Here is a 20,927-nt window from a genome sequence, read left to right as displayed (position 1 = left end):
ATACTCAAGATGAGTAAACGGTAAAACGGGAGGTGAATCCATAGATGAGGCAAGGGATGAAAGCGATGATACACCGATACGGACGCTTGCTCCGGTATCCACTGCGCCATTGGCGCACCTTATTAGTAATCCTGGGTCTGGTGGCTGGTACTTCAGCCACTGCAACGCTTCAACCCTGGCCAATAAAAATTCTGGTGGATTATGCTCTCGGTCAAGCAGCTATCCCCCTGCCAGTTAACTCATTCTTTGGATTCAACTTGTCCCTCACGCCACCATTGCTTGTCGTTGTTGCTGCTCTTTGTAGCCTTGGGCTGTATGCCCTGAACGCTACACTTGACACGGGTTTGAGCTGGGCTTGGAGTGCTGCTGGGCAAGGTATGGTCTACGAACTCGCCCAGAACTTGTTCTATCGTCTTCAACGCCTTTCACTCCTGTTCCACAGCCAGCGTACTGTCGGCGATTCTCTGAGCCGTCTGACAGGTGATTCTTATTGCATTTACACCTCCATCGGTGCTTTGCTGATTTCACCTATGCAGCACCTGCTGACGTTGGGAACTATTAGCATCGTCGCCTGGAATCTAAATCCTTTACTGACGCTACTTTCGCTCTTTGTTGCGCCAATCATGGCTGCTTCCGCCGTCGTCTTTGGTTCCCGCATCAAGCGCCGGACAAAGCTCAACCGCGAAACCCAATCTCGCCTCACAAGTTTTGTCCACCAAACCCTGACAGCAATCCCAATGATTCAGGCATTTGCCAGGGAAAGTTACAATACCAAACAGTTTCAGCACCTAGCGGCAGATGCAGTTGCGATCGCGCAACGCGAAACCTTGCTCAAGAGTGCTTACGGTCTTGCAAACGGTGCTGTGGCAACAATTTGTAATGCAGTTATCCTTTATGTGGGCGGGCAGCAGGTATTATTAGGGGTCATGAGTGTTGGCAGCTTGCTCGTCTTCCTGGCATATCTACAGCCGATACAAGGAGCATTTAGAGGTCTGTTTGGAATCTACGGAAGCCTTAAGTCTGTGGAAGCCAATATAGATAGAGTGCTAGAGGTTTTGGATGCTAAAGATGGGGTACATGATGCTCCAGGAGCCAAACCATTGCCCCATCGTCCCACAGAAGCGAGGGGACATATACGCCTGGAGGGAGTTACTTTTGGTTACAATCCTGGCTATCCTGTCCTCCAAGATATTACACTGGAAGCCAAACCCGGAGAAACCATTGCTCTGGTGGGCGCAACGGGTGCTGGGAAGAGTACTTTGGTCTCCTTAATTCCCCGTTTTTTCGATCCCTGGCAGGGAAGGGTCCTTTTCGATGGGGCAGATATCCGAGGCATACAACTCAAAAGCTTGCGATCGCAAATAGCTCTGGTACTACAGGAGCCGTTTCTTCTGCCGCTCTCGGTGGCACAAAATATTGCCTACGGGCGTCCTGAAGCAAGCCAGGAGGAGATTGTAGCAGCAGCCAAAGCAGCCAAAGCAGACGACTTCATCTGTCAGATGCCCCAGGGATATGACACAGTTCTGAGTGAAAGAGGAGCGATCTTGTCCGGAGGACAGAAACAACGGCTGGCGATCGCACGAGCACTGCTACTGGATGCCCCGGTACTGATTCTCGATGAACCAACTTCTGCTCTGGATGCTCAAACGGAAACACTCCTGCTGGAAGCTTTAGAACACTTGATGCAGGGACGGACAGTCTTTATCATTGCCCATCGGCTCTCCACTATTCTCCGGGCAGATCGGATCGTAGTGCTAGAGCAGGGGAAAGTTGTAGAAACGGGAACGCACCAGGAGTTACTTGCTCGTTCTGGTCTCTACAAACATTTGCACTCGTTGCAGTTTACCGATCCGCAGCAGGAGGTCGTGTTATGAAACAGTGGTGGCTGCGACTGGCACGATACGCCCTGGTTCGTTGGCGCGGACTTGTGTTTGTGCTGCTGCTCATGCTCGTGAATGTAGGGCTGAATGTCCTCAAACCCTGGCCTTTAAAGTCGATCGTTGATTACGTCCTGGGCAACCAATCCCTCCCACATACCATTGTTTGGTTCAAAACCTTCAGTGGTGCTGAATCAGACATTCAGTTGCTCGGTTGGTTAGCCGGTTCCACAATTGTGCTATTTTTGACCAGTGAGGGTGTTCGTCTGCTCCAGGACTATGTGGGAGCAGGCGTAGGGAATCAGATGAGTTATGACTTAGGAGCGGCACTCTTCGATCGCCTGCAACATCTTTCCCTCAGGTTTCATAACCAACACCGGGCTGGAGACCTTGTCCGGCGAGTTATGACAGACAGCATTTGTATTCGGAATCTGGCCATGGGAGTTTTGCTACCCGTGCTCACTTCCCTGGTGAGCCTGGTAGCCATGTTTGCCGTGATGTGGCAAATCAATCGCCTACTTTCACTGCTCTCGCTGCTCGTTGCTCCTTTCATCGTATTACTCATTTGGGTTTTTAACCAGCCCATGATTGAGCGAACTTATCAGCATCAACAATTTGAAGGCGAGATTATGGCGCTTGGCGAGCAAACCTTGACAGCGCTACCCGTTATTCAAGCATTTGGTCGCGAAGCACATGAAGATGAGCGCTTTCGCTACCTATCTCAGCAAGCACTCCAAGCTTATTTACGTGCTATTCTTGCCCAGATGCAATTCAAAGTAGGGGTGAGTGGGGTAACCGCAGTCGGAACAGCAGCCATAATGCTAGTCAGCGGCTTCCTGGTTCTGGATGGGTCACTCTCGATAGGTTCTTTACTGGTCTTCCTTTCTTATCTTGCTTCCCTGTACGTGCCCATGGAAACTCTGGCTTATATGTCATCCGGTTTTGCAGCCGCTGCAGCTAGTTCTATGAGAGTGCTACAGGTGTTGGACACCAAGGATGAGGTGCAGGAGGTTCCCGGTGCCAGCCCCCTGCTCTTACAATCGGGGAGAGCGAGGGGATACGTATGCCTAGAGGGAGTTACCTTCGGCTACGAGCAAGGAAGACCCATACTCCAAGATGTTTCCTTCGAGGCACAGCCAGGAGAAACCATCGCGTTGATAGGAGAGACAGGAGTTGGTAAGAGTACCCTGGTTTCCCTCATTCCCCGTTTTTTCGATCCCTGGTCTGGACGAGTCCTCTTCGATGGGGTAGATATCCGCAGCGTACAACTGAAAAGTCTGCGCTCTCAGATTTCACTAGTTCTGCAGGAGCCATTTTTGCTGCCGCTAACCATCGCTGAGAACATTGCTTATGGCTGCACTAGTGCCAGCCGCGAAGCAATTATTGCCGCCGCCCAAGCTGCAAATGCAGATAATTTTATTCAACGATTACCCCAGGGTTATGATACGGTCATTGGCGAGCGCGGTGCTACCCTTTCCGGGGGAGAGAAGCAACGGTTAGCGATCGCCCGTGCTCTGCTTAAGGATGCTCCAGTACTGATTCTGGATGAACCCACCTCAGCCCTAGATGCTCAAACTGAGTTTCTGCTGCTAGAGGCATTAGAGCGACTGATGGCAGGACGGACTACGTTTATTATTGCCCATCGGCTCTCGACAGTGCAAAGAGCAGACCGGATCGTGGTGTTGGAACAAGGACGAGTTGTGGAAAGCGGAACCCATCAAACATTGCTTAACGCTCGCGGGCTTTACTATCGCCTGCACCAAATCCAGTCCGGGCGAGCGACAATTCATTCGGAATCGGCATAAACAGAGGAGAGAGAAGGTGAATGACTTAGGCAATCATCGATCGGAGTACAAGAACATTTCTGATTTCCCAGCCAATGTCCAAATTGGTTCAAATACACTTGTCATGGGCAATCTGGCGTTCAAGCGATTCCACAGCCATAGAGAACGGGGACTCATCATCGGCGATAACTGTACCATGGACGGCGTCCACTTCGATATTGGTCAGAACGGACAGGTGGAGATTGGCAACTACTGCTACTTTACAAATGCTGTACTCCTGTGCGAGTTAGAACTTCGCATTGGTAGCTACGTTGTCATTGGATGGAACGCAACACTGACTGATACAGACTTTCATCCCATTGCGCCTGCTGAGCGCATTGCTGATGCAATAGCGTGCTCACCTCTAGGGAAGACTTTACCGCGACCGGAAATCGTCAAGCGACCTGTAGTGATTGAGGACGGCGTCTGGATCGGACCGAACGCCACAATCTTAAAAGGAGTCCATATTGGAGCGGGTGCTCTTGTGGAGGCGGGTGCAATGGTAAGTCGAGATGTACCGCCACGCAGCCGAGTTATGGGTAACCCGGCGCAAATTATTGGGGAGGTCTAACGGCGATATGGTTTCTACGCGCACTCTCTCCTGGGATTGGTATCCTGGCACAATTCCAGAAAACGTCATTTTGGATGAAACTGCTTACGTTGAAACTACCTTTAGTTTTCATTTATACCGCAGTGAAGCACCAATAGGGGTAGAATACGGTCGCGGCGCTTCCTCCTATCTGGGAACGATGTTTGATGTTGGTCCCCGTGGGCGAGTCAGGTTGGGCAACTATGCGCTTGTCCACGGTGCCAGGATTATCTGTGATTCCCAAATCGAGATCGGCGATTATGCCCTCATCTCTTGGAATGTTGTTCTTATGGACACCTATCGGTTACCGTTTGACCCAACAGAGCGGCAGCGCGAACTAGAACTTCTGCCATTTCGTTCGCCCCGACACATTGATACAACGGTACCAGCTCAACCGATCTTCATCGGATGTAACGTTTGGATCGGTTTTGATGCAAGCGTACTACCGGGCGTCACAATCGGAGAGGGCGCGATTGTCGGAGCACGGTCTGTTGTCACTCAGGATGTCCCACCGTATACCATTGTGGCTGGCAATCCTGCCCGTATCATTCGTCAGTTAGATGCAGGAGGCATTGACCGTGAAGCATGAACGCCCCAGTAAGGGAAAAATCATAGTTTTTGGTATTTTATTTTGGTATCCCCTTGCAGGAGTGACTTACCAGTTCCTCCACTACTTGCTAGGTCTTCGTCGCCTGGGGTATGACGCTTATTATATAGAAGATTCATGGCGTTGGATTTACAATCCCCGTATCAACGACCTTTCTCCAGATGCGATTGAGAATATCCAGCAGATTGCCCCCATTTTGGAGGCGTATGGCTTTAAGGATTGCTGGGCATTTCGCGACTATCTGGGGGGTGAATGTTATGGGATGACTGAATCCCAAATTTTGCAATTATATAAGGAAGCAGACGCCTTTTTGAACGTCACGGGTGACCAGGAAATCCGCGACGAACATTTGGCTTGCCACCGCCGTATCTACGTGGAATCCGATCCGATTGCCTCTCAGATTCGGGTTGCTCAGGACGACAAAAAACTCATTGCTCATCTGTCCGCCCATGATACCCATTTCAGTTTTGGGGAAAATCTGGGAGCACCAGACTGTGGTGTTCCTGTCGGTCAGTTTCAGTGGTTACCTACCCGTCAACCCGTTATGCTGGATCTGTGGGAAACCTCAAATCCCCCACCAGGCATTGCTTACAACACCATCGCTACTTGGAATAATAAGGGAAAGGACATTACTTATCAAGGCAAAACTTACTACTGGCGCAAGGCGCGTGAATTAGAAAAATTTCTGGATCTTCCCCAGAAACGTCCGTTGCGATTTGAAATGGCTACGAATGTGAGTGAGGATGAAAGAGAGAACGTGCGATGCCTGCTTCAGAAGCATGGTTGGAGTCAGGTAGACGCAGTGGAACTCTCTCAAGATATGAATAATTATCGCGGTTATATCCAGCGATCGCGTGGGGAGTTCACGGTGGCAAAGGAGCAATATACGCGCCTTTTAAGCGGCTGGTTTAGCGATCGCTCTGCTTGCTATCTAGCTGCTGGTCGTCCTGTGATTACTCAAGAAACAGGATTCAGCAAGTATCTGCCAACGGGTAAAGGGCTTTTTGCTTTTAACACTATGGAGGATATTCTGACGGCGCTTGACACCATCGAAAGCGACTACAAAGGCAATTGCCAAGCAGCTCGCGAAATTGCCTCGGAGTACTTTGCTGCAGAGAAGGTGATTGGCAGTCTTATGGAGCGAGCGGGGTTATAAGCATGGCACGCATTGTTGTTTGCGGATATACGATCCGACATCCATTGGCAGGTAATATTTTGGCCTACTTCCACTATTTGTTAGGGCTACATTATTTGGGACATGAAGTCGTATACCTGGAGGAAAGCGGCTGGTCTCAATCCTGCTATAACCCGATAAACCGCGATTACAGTGACGATCCACTCTTTGGTCTTCATGCAGTGCAGACACTCATAAACACCTATGGCATGAATGCAACTGCGTGCTACGTCAATCGAGAGACAAGAACCGTCTACGGAGCAGACTGGCTGGAGGTAGAGCAGAGACTCAAGACGGCAGATCTGCTATTGAATATCGGTGGAGTTTGCTGGCTACCTGAATTCCTGCTCTGTCAGCACCGGGTACTTATCGACATGGACCCATTCTTTACCCAAATAGGGCAGTTTGCTGCTGAGGGTCGCAATGACTACCACGCCTACTTTAGTTATGGCGCTAATATCGGACAAAGCTATTGCGGTATTCCGAGTGATGGTATAAAATGGCTCCCTACTGTACCGCCTGTGGTGCCGGAAATCTGGAGCAGCCCGGTACTTGTTCCAGGACAGGGTGGAGAAGAGCAGGAAAACGCACCATTTACTACCATTGCCAATTGGAGTGCTTATGGTAAAATTATATACAAAGGCGAAAGTTACGGACAGAAAGATGAGGAATTCATGCGCCTGCTGGAACTCCCAAGCTACTGTACGCAGCAACTCGAACTCGCTCTTTCGGGCAAGGATAAAGAAATAGCAGAGATTGCAAAGTCTCTACAGACAGCAGGCTGGTTAGTTCGAGATGCCGGCGAAATTAGCGCTAACTTATCAACTTACAGTACCTACATTACTGGCTCTCGGGGAGAATTTAGCGTTGCCAAACACGCTTATGTCAAAACTCGCAGCGGTTGGTTTAGCGATCGCAGTGTTTGCTATCTCGCTGCCGGTCGCCCGGTCATCTTACAAGATACCGGATTTAGTGACTGGTTGCGGACGGGTGACGGCGTGTTGGCTTTTTCCTCCTTAAAGGAAGCAGTCGATTGCATAGAGCGCGTCAATGCGGATTATCCGGCGCATTGCTTGGCAGCAAGGGAAATAGCCGAGCAAACCTTTAGTTACAAAGTGGTGCTACCTCGACTATTAGAGACGGCAATTCATGCTCGAAACGAGTTAAGGAGGGTTGAGGTAAGATGAACGTCATTTTCGCGAGTGCTATCGGTCGTTTTCCTATAGGAGGCAATGCCTGGTCTGACCTACAATACCTTTTGGGTTTGCGATCGCTCGGGCACAATGTTTTTTATTTGGAAGAATGTGGTTCCGAATCGTGGGTTTACAACTGGGAGAGCGAGCAACTCACAACGGAATTGGATTATCCCACCAATTATGTCAAAAACTGTCTGGAACCGCTTGGTTTTGAAAACCAATGGATTTATCGGGCTGGCGATCGCTCGGTTGGGATGGAGGTTGACGCGTTTAGAGATATCTGTTCCCAAGCCGATTTAATGATTGTCCGTGGCTCACCCATTTCTCTCTGGAGAGAGGAATATAAGTTGCCGAAGCGCCGGATTTATATTGATGCCGATCCCGGTTTCACTCAGATTAACATTGCTTGCGGTCATAGGGAATTAATCAACACCATCGAACATTGCGATCGCCTCTTCACCATCGGGCAGCGCATTGGTGCTGGAGACTGTCTTATCCCCACAATCGGCAAGCATTGGTTGAAGACATTACCTCCAGTAGCATTGTCTTACTGGCCAGTGACTGAAAACGATAACTCTATCCACTTTAGTTCTATTATGCAGTGGCACAGTTATCGGGAAGTGGTCTACGAGGGAGTCACCTACGGCAATAAGGATAAAGAATTTCTCAAGTTCATCGATCTACCGCAACTGACAAAACAACCGTTTCGGATTGCGTTAAGTGGCGGTTTTCCCAATGAGCTATCCCAGTACGGTTGGGAAGTCCTCCCCGGATGGATTGCGTCCTTTACACCAGACTCTTACCAGAAATTCGTTCAAGAATCCCGTGCTGAGTTTGGAGTCGCGAAACAGGGTTATGTTGCTACAAAGGGGGGTTGGTTTAGCGATCGCAGCGTATGTTACCTAGCCTCTGGCAAGCCCGTTCTAGTTCAAGATACAGGATTGAGAGATTGGCTGCCAATAGGAGAAGGGATTTTAACCTTTTGCGACCAAAAGGAGGCATTAAAAGGTACAGAAACCATAAATGCTGACTGTGAAAGACATCAGTATGCAGCAAGGCAGTTAGCAGAAGAATATTTTAACTCAGATAAAGTTCTGTCCTCACTGCTAGAAGCAGCCATGAATTAATCATCACGATTCAATTTAGGAATATCAATATGCCAACAGTCACCATTGGATTTTTTCCTCGAGAACAGTTCTCATTAGCTGCGGAATCGTTGCAGCGAATTTTTGACTGCACGCATATTCCTTTTAATTTAATCGTAATAGACTGCAACACGCCTGAGGTCTACTGGAAGCAAATAGAACAGGTGCTTGCAGGGCGTAGCAATGTCAAAGTCATTTCTAAAGATTATTATTTGATGCCCAATCAATCAAGAAATCTGGTGCTTCAGGAATCTAATTCTAATGATGATTTCTTGTGTTTCATCGAGAATGATGTTCTCGTAGAAGAGGATTGGCTATCTTATCTCATCCAGGCTTGCGAAGAACATCCAGCTGATGTGGCAATTCCCCGTATTATCGAAGGTCGTTTGGGTGCAACTAAAATTCACTGGGACCCAAACTTAGGTCAAGTCCGTTCAGTAGAAACGACAGATGGGGTCGAGTTAGAAATTTTGCCACCTACAGGCGATCTACAACTCGATCGAGGTTCCCATCGCCGAACAATAGAGTTATCTGGAGAAGTTCATTGTCAACTTTACCGTCGAAGTGTTTTCGAGCGAGTCAATCCTTTTGATGATGTCGTCTATTTAGACTGGATTGATTCTACCATGGCTTTGTATAAAGCTAACATCTCAGTGGTGTTTGAACCGAAGTCTGTGGTTCATTTCTGGCATCCTTTTCCTCCAGAACGCGATGACCTAGATTATTTCTTTAAAAGATGGGATCTTCAACAAGCAGCAAATGAGTTAGAGCAGATTCAAAAAAAGTGGAATCTGGCTCAAATGACAGCGGATTTATTTTTCGTTGAAGAGCGAAATCGCATTGCTCGTATGTATGATTTGAGGGAGGAACTGAAGGCTCTGTTCTCACCACAGGAATCTTTCATTTTAGTTGATGAGAGTTGTCTGTATGGCAACAAAATCATCAAAGACTTTCAGACTATCCCCTTTACCGAACGCAACGGACAGTATTGGGGAGTTCCAACAGATGACAATATGGCGATTCGAGAATTTGAGCGATTGTACCAAACTGGCGTCTGTGCAATTGTCTTCCTATGGACTGCTTTTTGGTGGTTGGAGCACTTTACGGGATTTCATGACTATTTGCGTCAAAAGTTTCCTTACTTATTAAAAAATGATTGTGTAATTGTGTTTGGCTTACGGTAAAAGGAAAAGTATATGCAAAAAACTTTAGCCAGTATCATCATTACCAATTATAACTATGGACGTTTTCTAACCGAGGCAATTGAAAGTGCCCTAAATCAAAGATATCAGCCTACAGAAGTCATCGTGGTTGATGATGGTTCAACCGATAACTCGCAAGAAATCATTGCCAGTTATGGAGAAAAAATTATTCCCATCTTAAAAGATAACGGTGGACAAGCATCTGCATTTAATGCGGGTTTTGCTATGAGTCGTGGTGAGGTTATATGCTTTTTAGATTCAGATGACGTTTTGCTACCAAGTGGTATTGAAAGAGCAGTTCAAATATTGCGCGATGACCCACACGCAGTTAAAGTTCATTGGCCTTTGCGTGTCATTGATGTTGATAGCAACTTACTAGAAAAAATTGATTGTAAAGATATTTTGCCAGAAGGAAATTTGTACAACGAGCAGCTTAAATATGGTATCGAAGGTCATATTTTTCCACCTACCAGTGGTAACGTTTGGTTACGCAGGTATTTAGAGAAAATTTTACCTATGCCTGAGGATAACTATCGATTAAACGCAGAATCATACCTCGGCTTTTTAGCTCCTTTTTCTGGCAGTATAAAACGCATTAATGACTATCAGTCACTATACCGCATTCACGGTCGTAATGGCACAAATAAGCGGACTTATAGCTGGCGACTTAACCACTATTCTTATGAAGAGAAAGTTCTAAGAGAATATTTACAGAAACACGGCGTTAAAGTTAATGGTGCATTTGAATATAGGGAAGATTCTTGCCACAACTATCTTCAGGGTATGGTCAAGTTAGGGAAAGAGTTAGGAGCTTTGATTGCACAAGGGCAAAATTATATTTTAGTTGACATGGATGAATTGGGTCATCATCAACTACTTGAAAATTGCCAAGCGATTCCTTTTCTAGAAAAAGAGGGTGTGTATTGGGGACCTCCTAATGACGATACTATAGCAATTCAGGAATTTGAGCGACTGCATCGTGAAGGCGCAAGTTTCATCGTGTTTGCATGGCCAGCTTTTTGGTGGTTTGACTACTATGCTAAATTTGCTAGCTATTTGCGTAGCAAGTTTCGCTGTGTTTTGGATTCCGAGCGCTTGGTTGTGTTTGATTTGCGGTTAGCCGCTTGATACTATCTGGGCGTTATTAAAAAAGAGAGGTGAGTAAAAACAAAATGATACCTAAAACCAAAGTTACCATAGCAATTCCAACCTACAATCGCTCGAAATTACTCAAAATTAGCCTTGAAAGCGCACTAGCACAGGACTATCCTGATTTTCAAGTTCTTGTATTAGATAATGCTTCTAGCGATGATACGGAAGCAGTTGTTCGCTCATTTGAAGATTCGCGGATCGCTTATGTACGTAATGAAAGCAACATTGGAATATTTGGCAATTGGCAGAGGACTGTTGAGCTAAACTCTAGCCCCTATCTGAGCATTTTGTCGGACGATGATGTACTGCTGCCCAACTTCATCCACGAATCTGTCCTAGCATTGGAAAACCATCCACAAGCTGGACTCTCAGCTGCCCAAGCCGAATTTATTAACATGAACGGTGTTACACTGCAAGTGGCAGGTACAGAACTTTCAGATAAGTTACCGGAAGGGCTAGTCTCCGGTATAGAGTTCATCCATCAAATTGTTGATGGGCGAAAATGGATTTTACGTACCTCAGCGGTTATGTTTCGCGCTGATGCACTAAGAGCAGTTGGCGGCTTTGACCTAACTCACACCAAGTACTTGCTAGATTTGAACTTATACTTGCGGATGGCAGCGCAATTCGATTTCGTCTTTATTGCTAAAGAACTGGCTCAAGTCCGATTCCATGTTGAACAGGATTCCCAGGTTAGCTTTCACTCCCCTGGCGGAATAGGAGCGCTGGCTGTGATGGCAGAGCGTACTGATGCGATCGCTTATCTGCTACAGTCACCTCATGCAGAAAAAGCATCCTACCGTCAATGGTTGTCGGAGCGCCTGTTGAACATTAGTATGCGCCGCAGTGAGTTTACATCTGGGCTTGTACCCGAACTTAATGTGAGTTGGTCGGAACGACTGCGAATTGCCCTTCAGGAAATCACAGCCGTGATTCCTAGAGGGAAGCGTTTTATTTTGGTTGATGAAAATCAATGGAGTACAAATATTTTACCAGAATTTGTTGCTCTTCCCTTCCTCGAACATGAGGGTCAGTACTGGGGATACCCAACTGATGACCAAACTGCTATTCGGGAAGTGGAACGAATGCGTCAAGAAGGTGCAAGCTACATGGTCATTGGTTGGCCAGCCTTTTGGTGGCTTGATTACTACTCTCAACTGAGAAATTATCTCAGTTCAAATTTTCGTTGTGTTTTGCACAACAGTCGCCTTATGGTGTTCGACCTGGTAGGGAGTAGGGAGTAGGGATATTTCTTTTTCATGTGTGGTTGTGGGTGGGATTTTCTCATGATGATCTGACATTAATGTGAAGTGAGCGTCTTAGGCTGCACTCGCTTTTAGTGAACTGCAAAGAGACTGGATGAAGCGATGGCGATTTGGCATAAGGAAAAAAATCAATTTAAAACCGGAGTTCAATGGCTAGTTTGGCCATTGGCTCTGGCTTTTGTCGGTGTCAGTGGCTGGCTGACTTATTTCCTAGTTATGAATCAACCTCCGGAGCCAGTGGCAGTACGCTTGCTCACTGTGAAGCGAGGCAATGTTGAAACCACAGTCACAGAGAGTGGTACTGTTGAACTGCGCGAACAACGGGTTCTCAAGTCGCCAACAGAGGGTGCTGTGGAGCGGGTACTGGTCAAGCCTGGGGAGAACGTCAGGGCTGGTCAAGTCCTACTCACCCTGCGCTACCCCGAGCGAAAAATTGCTCTTGCCAAGCAACAGTTGCAGATTGAGCAAGAGAAACTTAAGCTAGTACGCGGCCAGCAGAAAATTATTGAGTCTCAGGAGAAGCTAATAGCTGAGGAACGGGAACTCCAGAAACTGACTCCCTTGATGAAAGAAGGAGCGATCGCAAGACAACTCTTCCTAACGCAGGAAGACAAAGTCCGGGAAGCTCGGGCTAACCTGCGAGATGCTCAACAAGAAGCTGGTGAAATCAAGTTTGAACTACAGAGTCTGAAGTTGGATCGCCAAGTGATTCAGCAGCAACTCCAAGACGCTACTGTGACTGCACCATTGAATGGCATAGTTCTGGGTGTTAATGTCAAGGACGGTGATGGGGTTGAGTTACGTACTAACCTGCTCACCCTGGGTGACCCCAAGCAAGTACGGGTAAAGCTCCAGCTTTCTACCCTCAACGCTAGTCGAGTTCGAGTCAATCAAGTGACCCGTGTCACTGCTATAGGACCTAATCCACAAACATTCACGGGATACGTACAAAGCTTGTATCCTCAAGCACTTACACCTGAAGAACTACAGAAACAGGAGGGCGGCAGTCAAAATCAACAATCCACTCAAGCAACAGTACCTGCAATAGTGCAGCTTGATACACCGACTCGAACTCTGCTCCCTGGTAGCCGGGTGAATGTTGAGATTGTTTTAGAGCAACGACAAAACGTAGTTGTTTTAGACACAACAGCTATTCAACGTTCTGACACGTATCCCTTTGTCTGGGTTCGGGATAGTCAAAATAAAGCCCAAAAACGAACCATTAATCTTGGATTAGAGGGCTTAGTGACCATAGAAGTCTCCTCTGGTTTGCGTGCTGGCGAACAGGTCATAGTGCCACCCCCCCAGTCACAATTAAAGCCAGGAACACCAGTCAAGGAATAGGCAGGGGGCAGGGTACAGGGTGCAGGGGGAAAGAGGATTTCACGCTTTTGCACAGATCTCCTTTTTGATAACTAAATTAACCGGATTTGATGTCAAAACTTGAAGTAAAGCGATTGTTATGGGTCTTTCACCTTTAGACTTACTGGATATTACCTTTCGCTCCTTAGGTAGTAACCCTTTGCGTTCTACACTGACAACTCTAGGGGTGTTTATGGGTGTGGCTGCTGTCAGCGCTACACTTCAAGTCGGCAACATCAGTCGGGCTGTCATTGCTCGGGAACTGGCAAAGCGAGGCGCACCGCAGGTGTCAGTATACCCCAATAGGGATGGTGGTCGTACTACCCAACTCAAGTTGGAAGACATGGAATTCTTACGCGAGCGGATGGTGGGCTTGCGGGCGATCGGTTCTTTGAATTGGGCTGGTCTTACGCCAACTATATTTCAGGACAAGGAGTTCGCTCCGCCCATGTCACCTGTTTCTCAAGATTTTTTGCTGACTTCAGGAAAAGCATTAGTGTCGGGGCGATTCTTCACGGCTAAAGATTTTGCTAGCTATCGTCCCGTGGCTGTCATCGATCAACTGCTGGCAGAACAACTTTTCGGCGAGCAAACAGCTCTAGGTAAGATGATTTATGCTGGAAACAGACCTTATATCGTTGTGGGAGTGGTGACTACCAATCTAGATGTAAATGCACCCCCTACAGGTCAACTTTATATACCGATGTCTGTTTACAATGCCTTGACCGGTAGCCGCGACATTGGTAGCATCCAAATGCGTCCCTATAAACTTGAAGACGTAGAAGATTTGAGTCAACAAGCTAAAGAACTGCTACAGAAGCGATTCCCCGGTCAAAAATTTAAGTTTTGGAACAATGTTTCAGATATCCTACAGCAGCAGCAAACTCTTGAGATGGCGTCCAAAGGGCTGACTGTTGTGGGTGCGATCGCATTGCTAGTTGGCGGTGTTGGAATTGCGAATATTATGATTGCCTCGGTGACGGAACGAACCACTGAAATTGGTTTGAGACGAGCTTTGGGAGCAACCCAGCAAGAAATCATGCTGCAGTTTATTTTGGAAGCTGCGCTTTTGAGTCTTATAGGAGGAACAGTAGGTCTTGGGGCGGTGCATGGATTGACGATCGTGGTTACCAACACCTTTAACTTGCCCTATCAGTTTGACAACAAGATTGCAGCACTGGCATTGGGATCGGCACTACTAGTAGGAGTAGGAGCAGGTTTGCCCCCTGCGTTGCGAGCCAGCCATCTCGATCCAGTCAAAGCCCTACGCTCAGAGTAATCGCTTTCACGCGCAACTAGCAGATCCCAAAGCCTCTTGATTGGAGCTAATATCGTAAATCCTAAGCTACTCTGGAATCATGTCTTTTAAAAAGAGGTAGTGATGAAATACAAAGTAGCACTTTACCGTTCAGAAGAGGGTTTCAGCATTTCTGTACCAGCACTCCCTGGTTGTTGGTCTGAAGGAGATACCGAAGAAGAAGCATTGGCGAATATTCAGGATGCAATCCGAGAATATTTAGCAGCCCTTGAAGATCGATTGCATGAGGGAGAAATTCGTGAAATTGAGTTCCAGGTGTAAGCTGTGCCTCGACTTCCAGGTGTGAATCATTTAGATGCAGTTCGAGTTTTGGAAAAGGTAGGATTTCAAATTATTCGTCAGGGAAAGCATATCATCATGAGTGATGGCATCCGTCAAGTAGTGATTCCAAGAAATAATCCAATTAAAGCATTTACAATGGGTGGAATTGCTCGGGATGCGGGTTTGACAGTTGAGGAGTTTCGCAAGCTTTTATAAAAACAAAAAAGAGGTCTTCTTGACCTCTTGACAACTCCCTACAAATCGTTTTAGTTGAAAGGAATTACAGCAAACCAGTGTTGGTACCTTGCTTACCAGTAGCGAGTTCAACCTTAACGATTTTGCCACCCATTTTTTGAATTCTTTGCTGTTCGCGGAACCAGTTTTCGTAGGGAACTAACTTTGTGAAGTAGGTGTTTTGCAGTTCGCGCTGAGTGCGAATTCGGGTTTGGCTAGGTACGCAAGCAGTAATTTTAAATGTCCGTGACATTGTCTTCGATCTCCTGTAGTGAACGTGGAAACTTTTTTATCTCAAAAATTCTGTAAAGTGCAAATTCTTCTCTAATCACTCAAAGGCTGGAAATCAGGCGTCAATACTAGACCGCTAGCACTTAGCACTAGGAAAAGCCACAAACGTTCTAGCACTCACGATTGATTTCCAGTCTTTAAAGTTGCCGCACCTAAATTCTTAAGCGCAAACTGTTTCCTAGCTTAAGCCAGAGGAAATATAGTCTAAGTAAACACCCATTTCCTTACCAGCATCAGGACCTACCAAACTAGCAGTCACTTCCTTGATTGCTTGGATAGCTTGTACGGTAGCACCAACAGGTACACCCAAGGAGTTGTAGGTTTCTTTCAAACCGTTGAGTACGCGCTCATCTAGGATAGATGGGTCGCCAGCCAACATAGCGTAGGTAGCATAGCGGAGGTAGTAATCCAAGTCGCGGATACAAGCAGCATAGCGACGTGTGGTGTACATGTTACCGCCGGGACGGGTGATATCAGAGTAAAGCAGGGACTTAGCCACAGCTTCTTTGATGATTGCGGATGCGTTAGCAGCAATGGTGGTAGCCGCACGTACACGCAGTTCACCAGTTCCAAAATAAGCTCTGAGTTTTTCTAAAGCAGCAGTGTCCAGATACTTACCTTGAACGTCTGCAGTATTAATGACAGAGGTAATTGCGTCTTGAGCCATGTTGTTAATTCCTTATGTCCAACTGTATTGCAATACTTCTTGTTTGAGTCGGGAAACAACTTCACCTACTGCAAAGCGCCAGCTAGGTAATCGAAGTAAGAGCTAGCTTCTGCTGCATCGTCAGAAGACAACAAAGTAGCAGCAGCGTTCTTGAGAGCGCGAATACCTTCAGAAACAGCTTCGATAGGAGTACCGAGAGACTTGTACATTTCACGGACGCCTACAACACCGATTTCTTCGATAGGTGTTACATCACCAGCTACAACACCGTAGGTAACTAGACGGAGGTAGTAATCTAGGTCGCGCAAGCAGGTTGCGGTCATTTCTTGACCGTAAGCATTGCCACCAGGAGAAACAACATCAGGGCGCTTTTGGAACAACTGATCGCCAGCTTGCTTAACAATACGCTCGCGGTTGTCTGTAATTACTTGAGCGATGCGAAGACGACGGTCACCACTGGTAACAAAGCTCTTGATCCGATCCAGTTCACCTGGGCTGAGATAACGAGCTTCTGCATCTGCATTCACGATGGACTTCGTGACAATACTCATTAATGGATTCCTCCAGAACTAATGAAACCAGAACTTTAGTTAAACTGGTGTGACTTTGACTTGGGTTGACAGAGTCGGCTTGTGTCTCAAGTCGTACACAAGCTTTCTGACTCATCTACCTTCCGGAATTATTTTCGGGCATTCTGTTGAGCAATTATGACTCTTCTTAATACTTTGTAATATTCTTTTTCATGTTTACTATTGCTGCTGCAATCTGAGCAAAATACTAAGAAATATTGCAATAGTAAACTGAGCCATAAGTTATTAGTCATTTTTTAACTAATTACTCATGACTTGGAAATTGGGCATTCGCCTCGTTCCCAGCCTGAGGCTGGGAATGCTCTCCAAGAGGTTCTGCCTCCTGCACTCAGCTAGAGGTAAGAGGCAGAGCCTCATAGTCTGTATTCCCAGCCTCAGGCTGGGAACAAGAGAGCGGTGGGACTTCTGCCTTTCCCTTAGCGCAAGTTAGACCGTCCTGTCAGCACAGCAGGAGACAAGCTAGACCAAGATTGCTTCACTAGGTCAGCTGCTGCCTTCACACTGCCCAGGTAGTTACCTGCAGGTAGGGATGGATAGCGTGGGTAAGGTACTACGTCCTCACCAAAGAACCGAGAGTACTCAGCACTATTGACGATCGCCTCTACAGCAGCTTTCAAACCACCATCAGCCAGCAGTTTGTTGTACTGACGAATTTCCGCTTGGGTTGCTGGTGCGCGTCCCAAAATGTGACGGAAGAGGAACTCAATAACTTTGGTGTTGGGATAGGGGGTGTAGAAGCGCTTGCGATAAATTTCCGAACTTGCCAGTTCGCGCACGAACTCTCGTACAGAAATTTCACCATTCCGCAATCGGCTTTCCAAGTCAGTCCGGCGGAAGTAAACGGGAATTTGACCGCTAAACACATCCATTACCTGAACGTAAATGGCGTTGATAACCTGTTGTATTTCCGCTTGGGTTGTGCCCGGTGTAAATCGGTAAATGCGTGCTGGCTTGCGGCGAGTTGTACCGACACCAACTTCCACAGACTGTCCGCGTCCATCGTTAAAGGAGCGACCTAGTTCAATAAACAGTGGCTTGCTCTTATCGATTTCACGAGCTTTCGCTGCCAAATCTGCGATCGCTTTCGCTAAAATCGGTGTCTTGTCGCTACTGATACGGGGTTGTACTGGTTCAAAGCTGGGGACAACGATATCCTTAGTTTGCTTGGTTAACTGGTTGTACAACTTCTGGGTATTCGGGAAGTTAGCTGCAGGGAAAGTTGTGAAGCGGTTGTATGGTACTGTATCCTCACCAAAAGCTTGCACGTATTCCTGAGAATTCACCAACGCCGCAATGAATGCACGCAAACCTTGAGTTGCCAGGATTTGGTTGTAGTTGCGAATTTCTGCTTGGTCAAGCGGTGCTCTTCCCAGGAAATGCTTGGTTCCCAGTTCAATCACCTTAGTATTGGGGTAAGGAGTATAGAACTCTTTCAGGTAAAGATTAGAATTCCCCAAACCTTCAATAAATTCCTTAACAGAAATTTCTCCGTTACCCAACTTGCTTTCCAAAGCCGAGAATTCATTTTGGGCGATGTAAGGTTCAATATTGCGCTCGAAAACCTGGCGATATGCCGCACCGATTAGAGTTTCCACAGCCACTTTATCGTTAGTGCCCGCCACCAACTTAAAGACTTTCGTTTGCTCGCGCTTCTTGGTAACACCTTGGTTAATACGGAACTGAATATCTGGTTCTGTCCGCAATTGTTTAACAGCACCTAGTTCCACAAAGCGTGGAGTTTCTTTCTTGTCAACCCTTACACCGATATCCTCGCCAATGCTACCTACACGCAGTTTCCTTAAAGAGACACCGTTAGGAGTCAGATAACGTTCGTAAGGAACAGTATCTTCACCAAATGCCGAGCTATACTCTTCGCTATCGATAATGGCATCAACGACAGCATAGAAACCTTTCTTTGAGGCAATATCAAAGTACTTGTTATTTTCCTGACGACCGTAAGTAGGACGACCTAACAAGCGACGGTGGATGTATTCAATCGCCTTACACACGTAGAGCGAAGTCCAGTACATCTTCCGGAACAAGTCCGACTTAGCCAAAGCACGAACAAATTCGCGCACGGAAATTTCACCGTTTTCCAGCTTAATTTCCGATACTTTCAGACGCTGACCTTCGTAAACATCGCGACCGAACACTTGCAGGTACGCACCGCGAATCACCGCTTGAGTAGAGCTTTCCGAGAACTTAACACTCGTTCCCGTGGGTGCTTTCTTACCTCTTGTACCGGGTAGCTGATCCAAACGGAATACTTTGGGTCCCAGACTACCAGGGAATTGACCTCTTGCTCTCGGATTGCTGTTTTGGTTGTTGATACCAGGCCCTTGGTGAATCAAGATGCGTTTGGTATCCTTACCAAAAGGAGCAGGACGGTTGCTTGGGTTCCGAGTCTCTTTCGGGAAGATTGCCCCAAACTGAATTTCTAATGGGTCGTTACCAGAACCGTATGGATGCTGGTCAGGTAATGGTTGCTCGTAGTCAGCAAACAGTGTAATGAACTGAGGAACTTTGCGGAATGGTGCGCTGTAGTTAAACAGGTCTTGCTGCGGTCCCCAGTTGCGACACTCTTGAGCTTCTTGACCCAGTCCCCGGATATAGGGTACTGTTTCCTCACCAAAGTAATCGCTATATTCCTGAGAATCTACCAAAGCATCGATCAGCGCTGATAGACCGCCTCTAGAAACAATATCAAAGTACTTTTGTACTTCTTCGCGGCTACTTGGTCCTCGTCCTAAAAAGTGACGGAAAGCAAGTTCTAGGGCGCGGCTGTTAATAAAGGGGAGGAAAAACTGTTTTTGATAAAGTGGAGATTTTCCAAGGCGGCGGACAAACTCTTTCATTGAGATGGTGCCATTTCTTACCTGAGATTCCAGGTAAGAAATGGACTGACCGTAAGCACGAGTAATATCACGCTCAAAAATTTGCCGATAAGCCGCTTTCACAACTTCGGTTTTTTCTGCGGCTGACAATCCGGGCTTCATCACAAACTTAGGACGCCGTTCTGCCGCATTAAAGTAAATTTGTGGTAGTTCCAGACCCTGCTGGTCACCCGAAGGACGTTGGCGCAACTTATTGGAAGGGCTGGGTGCTTTGAATTCCGTAATCAAAACATCCATGTACTGAGACACAATCTCTGTAGCTGCTGGATCTTTACGGAAATAAGAAAGCGCTGCGATTTTCATTTCCTGCAAAGCAACAATTGTTGCTTCACCAGAACAAGCGTTTTCAATAATTTCTCGCAAACCACGGGTATTGACAGCAATAATGTTGGGGTCACCAGCCACAATCGCATAAGTTGCGTAGCGCAAGAACCACGATAAGTCCCGCAAACTTTTCGCCATGTTTGCCGGACCGTAACGCGCAACGTTGATGGGTCGGAAACCCGGAGGAACTGGAGCACCGGGTGAGGAGTTAAAGATAGAGCGTAAGTTTTCTAAGAAACCACCACGAGATTCAACGTAAGTGACGGTTCCCAACTTCATGCTTTCTCTTACATCCCCAGATGCACCAACCGCCACCATCTCAGGTTCCCTTGGCTTTTCTAAGAAAGACATTGGCGAACCACCGACGAAAATCCGGTTGGCGGCGCGAGAGACGATAATCTCGGAATTGTCCGTGAGGGTCTGGGCGATTTCTAGACGCTTAACACCCGATGCAAAATAATTTGCTAGTTCATTAAGTTCCCCAGCACCCAGAAAGCGATCTTGCTGCTCTGCTTGGGAAATTGTTGATACAGCTAGGGTTTGATATAGTTGCGGACGCGCAACTGAGCTTCCACCACTTGCCTTAACACTCATCGGATTTGTAAAACTCCCATCATATTTTTTCTTGTGTTAAGTCTGGGTTGCTCTAGGCTTGACACGGGGGTGTTTTTATGCCTAAAGAATGCCGCCTTAAAGACTGCCAGAAAAAATTAACCCAGTCAGCTTTTAGATTAGAACGTTTTGCGTTTTATCAGGGGCTTTATTAAGAAGTATGTAGAAACTGTAGTTCTTTTGTATCAAACTATAAAGCAGTCACTCCAAGCTCTCTGAGAACTCGTTGAACTTTTGTAACAAAATATTGCAATTGTTGGGCGAGGGAGTAGGGAGTAGGGAGTAGGGAGTAGGGATAAGATAAAGAAATTACAAACTCTTCCCTAACCCCTAACCCCTAACCC

17 protein-coding genes and 1 pseudogene are annotated in these 20,927 nt (G+C 46.9%); 14 read left to right on the top strand and 4 right to left on the bottom strand.

Features of this window, described 5'->3' with window-relative positions:
* The first annotated feature begins 65 nt into the window (after nt 1-65).
* From F7734_RS39185 to F7734_RS39120, 14 genes and pseudogenes are all read left to right on the top strand, one after another.
* Nucleotides 66-1,874, top strand: a complete 1,809-nt coding sequence (locus F7734_RS39185; protein WP_243147325.1) for an ABC transporter ATP-binding protein — start codon at nt 66-68, stop codon at nt 1,872-1,874.
* Nucleotides 1,871-3,682 (top strand): ABC transporter ATP-binding protein, encoded by a 1,812-nt coding sequence (locus F7734_RS39180; RefSeq protein WP_155749835.1) that lies wholly within the window; start codon nt 1,871-1,873, stop codon nt 3,680-3,682. Before F7734_RS39185 ends, F7734_RS39180 begins: the two co-directional genes overlap by 4 nt.
* Nucleotides 3,683-3,698: 16 nt before the next feature.
* A complete protein-coding gene (locus F7734_RS39175; protein ID WP_155749834.1) occupies nt 3,699-4,271 on the top strand; it encodes an acyltransferase in 573 nt (190 codons plus the stop codon).
* Nucleotides 4,272-4,692: 421 nt separating this feature from the next.
* Nucleotides 4,693-4,878: pseudogene (locus F7734_RS66395) on the top strand (hypothetical protein); the annotation flags it as partial.
* Complete coding sequence (locus F7734_RS39165) at nt 4,868-6,052, top strand: hypothetical protein (RefSeq protein ID WP_166482426.1); 1,185 nt, start codon at nt 4,868-4,870, stop codon at nt 6,050-6,052. The pseudogene F7734_RS66395 and the gene F7734_RS39165, both read left to right, overlap by 11 nt.
* A 2-nt stretch (nt 6,053-6,054) precedes the next feature.
* Complete coding sequence (locus tag F7734_RS39160; RefSeq protein ID WP_155749831.1) at nt 6,055-7,257, top strand: hypothetical protein; 1,203 nt, start codon at nt 6,055-6,057, stop codon at nt 7,255-7,257.
* Entirely contained in the window at nt 7,254-8,393 is a 1,140-nt protein-coding gene (locus F7734_RS39155; protein WP_155749830.1) for a glycosyltransferase family 1 protein, read from the top strand. The genes F7734_RS39160 and F7734_RS39155 overlap by 4 nt, the downstream gene beginning before the upstream one ends.
* Before the next feature lie 29 nt (nt 8,394-8,422).
* Nucleotides 8,423-9,595, top strand: a complete 1,173-nt coding sequence (locus F7734_RS39150) for a glycosyltransferase (RefSeq protein WP_155749829.1) — start codon at nt 8,423-8,425, stop codon at nt 9,593-9,595.
* 12 nt (nt 9,596-9,607) lie between these two features.
* Nucleotides 9,608-10,741: a glycosyltransferase family A protein gene (locus tag F7734_RS39145; RefSeq protein ID WP_155749828.1), complete on the top strand. Its 1,134-nt coding sequence runs from the start codon at nt 9,608-9,610 to the stop codon at nt 10,739-10,741.
* Nucleotides 10,742-10,785: 44 nt separating this feature from the next.
* Complete coding sequence (locus F7734_RS39140; protein ID WP_155749827.1) at nt 10,786-12,009, top strand: glycosyltransferase family A protein; 1,224 nt, start codon at nt 10,786-10,788, stop codon at nt 12,007-12,009.
* A gap of 123 nt (nt 12,010-12,132) precedes the next feature.
* A complete protein-coding gene (locus tag F7734_RS39135) occupies nt 12,133-13,374 on the top strand; it encodes an efflux RND transporter periplasmic adaptor subunit (RefSeq protein WP_155749826.1) in 1,242 nt (413 codons plus the stop codon).
* 118 nt (nt 13,375-13,492) lie between these two features.
* Nucleotides 13,493-14,671, top strand: coding sequence for an ABC transporter permease (locus F7734_RS39130; RefSeq protein ID WP_155749825.1), 1,179 nt, complete (start codon nt 13,493-13,495; stop codon nt 14,669-14,671).
* Between the two features lie 102 nt (nt 14,672-14,773).
* The gene (locus tag F7734_RS39125) at nt 14,774-14,971 is read left to right on the top strand and encodes a type II toxin-antitoxin system HicB family antitoxin (protein ID WP_155749824.1); all 198 of its coding nucleotides are present in this window, start codon (nt 14,774-14,776) and stop codon (nt 14,969-14,971) included.
* 3 nt (nt 14,972-14,974) lie between these two features.
* On the top strand, nt 14,975-15,187 hold the full coding sequence (locus F7734_RS39120) for a type II toxin-antitoxin system HicA family toxin (RefSeq protein ID WP_166482425.1): 213 nt from the start codon (nt 14,975-14,977) through the stop codon (nt 15,185-15,187).
* A gap of 64 nt (nt 15,188-15,251) precedes the next feature.
* Here F7734_RS39120 and F7734_RS39115 read toward each other — a convergent pair whose 3' ends face one another.
* From F7734_RS39115 to F7734_RS39100, 4 genes are all read right to left on the bottom strand, one after another.
* A complete protein-coding gene (locus F7734_RS39115) occupies nt 15,252-15,458 on the bottom strand; it encodes a phycobilisome linker polypeptide (protein WP_155749823.1) in 207 nt (68 codons plus the stop codon).
* 216 nt (nt 15,459-15,674) lie between these two features.
* Nucleotides 15,675-16,163: an allophycocyanin subunit beta gene (gene apcB / locus F7734_RS39110; RefSeq protein WP_017744941.1), complete on the bottom strand. Its 489-nt coding sequence runs from the start codon at nt 16,161-16,163 to the stop codon at nt 15,675-15,677.
* Nucleotides 16,164-16,228: 65 nt separating this feature from the next.
* The gene (apcA, locus tag F7734_RS39105; protein ID WP_155749822.1) at nt 16,229-16,714 is read right to left on the bottom strand and encodes an allophycocyanin subunit alpha; all 486 of its coding nucleotides are present in this window, start codon (nt 16,712-16,714) and stop codon (nt 16,229-16,231) included.
* A 455-nt stretch (nt 16,715-17,169) separates the two neighbouring features.
* Nucleotides 17,170-20,565 carry a phycobilisome rod-core linker polypeptide gene (locus F7734_RS39100; protein ID WP_155749821.1) on the bottom strand — a complete coding sequence of 1,132 codons (3,396 nt, stop codon included), beginning with the start codon at nt 20,563-20,565 and terminating at the stop codon, nt 17,170-17,172.
* Nucleotides 20,566-20,927: the final 362 nt, after the last annotated feature.

This window comes from Scytonema sp. UIC 10036 (genome assembly GCF_009725235.1).
Note: the sequence above shows the minus strand (reverse complement) of the source record. Positions and strands in the feature narration are given on the sequence as shown.

Bases quoted from the DNA above. Each gene is read 5' to 3' on its own strand.
- F7734_RS39125 (WP_155749824.1), top strand. From the start codon at position 14,774: ATGAAATACAAAGTAGCACTTTACCGTTCAGAAGAGGGTTTCAGCATT.
- apcA (WP_155749822.1), bottom strand. From the start codon at position 16,714: ATGAGTATTGTCACGAAGTCCATCGTGAATGCAGATGCAGAAGCTCGT.
- F7734_RS39100 (WP_155749821.1), bottom strand. From the start codon at position 20,565: ATGAGTGTTAAGGCAAGTGGTGGAAGCTCAGTTGCGCGTCCGCAACTA.
- F7734_RS39140 (WP_155749827.1), top strand. From the start codon at position 10,786: ATGATACCTAAAACCAAAGTTACCATAGCAATTCCAACCTACAATCGC.
- F7734_RS39155 (WP_155749830.1), top strand. From the start codon at position 7,254: ATGAACGTCATTTTCGCGAGTGCTATCGGTCGTTTTCCTATAGGAGGC.
- F7734_RS39130 (WP_155749825.1), top strand. From the start codon at position 13,493: ATGGGTCTTTCACCTTTAGACTTACTGGATATTACCTTTCGCTCCTTA.
- F7734_RS39180 (WP_155749835.1), top strand. From the start codon at position 1,871: ATGAAACAGTGGTGGCTGCGACTGGCACGATACGCCCTGGTTCGTTGG.
- F7734_RS39150 (WP_155749829.1), top strand. From the start codon at position 8,423: ATGCCAACAGTCACCATTGGATTTTTTCCTCGAGAACAGTTCTCATTA.
- F7734_RS39145 (WP_155749828.1), top strand. From the start codon at position 9,608: ATGCAAAAAACTTTAGCCAGTATCATCATTACCAATTATAACTATGGA.
- F7734_RS39185 (WP_243147325.1), top strand. From the start codon at position 66: ATGATACACCGATACGGACGCTTGCTCCGGTATCCACTGCGCCATTGG.
- apcB (WP_017744941.1), bottom strand. From the start codon at position 16,163: ATGGCTCAAGACGCAATTACCTCTGTCATTAATACTGCAGACGTTCAA.
- F7734_RS39160 (WP_155749831.1), top strand. From the start codon at position 6,055: ATGGCACGCATTGTTGTTTGCGGATATACGATCCGACATCCATTGGCA.
- F7734_RS39115 (WP_155749823.1), bottom strand. From the start codon at position 15,458: ATGTCACGGACATTTAAAATTACTGCTTGCGTACCTAGCCAAACCCGA.
- F7734_RS39135 (WP_155749826.1), top strand. From the start codon at position 12,133: ATGGCGATTTGGCATAAGGAAAAAAATCAATTTAAAACCGGAGTTCAA.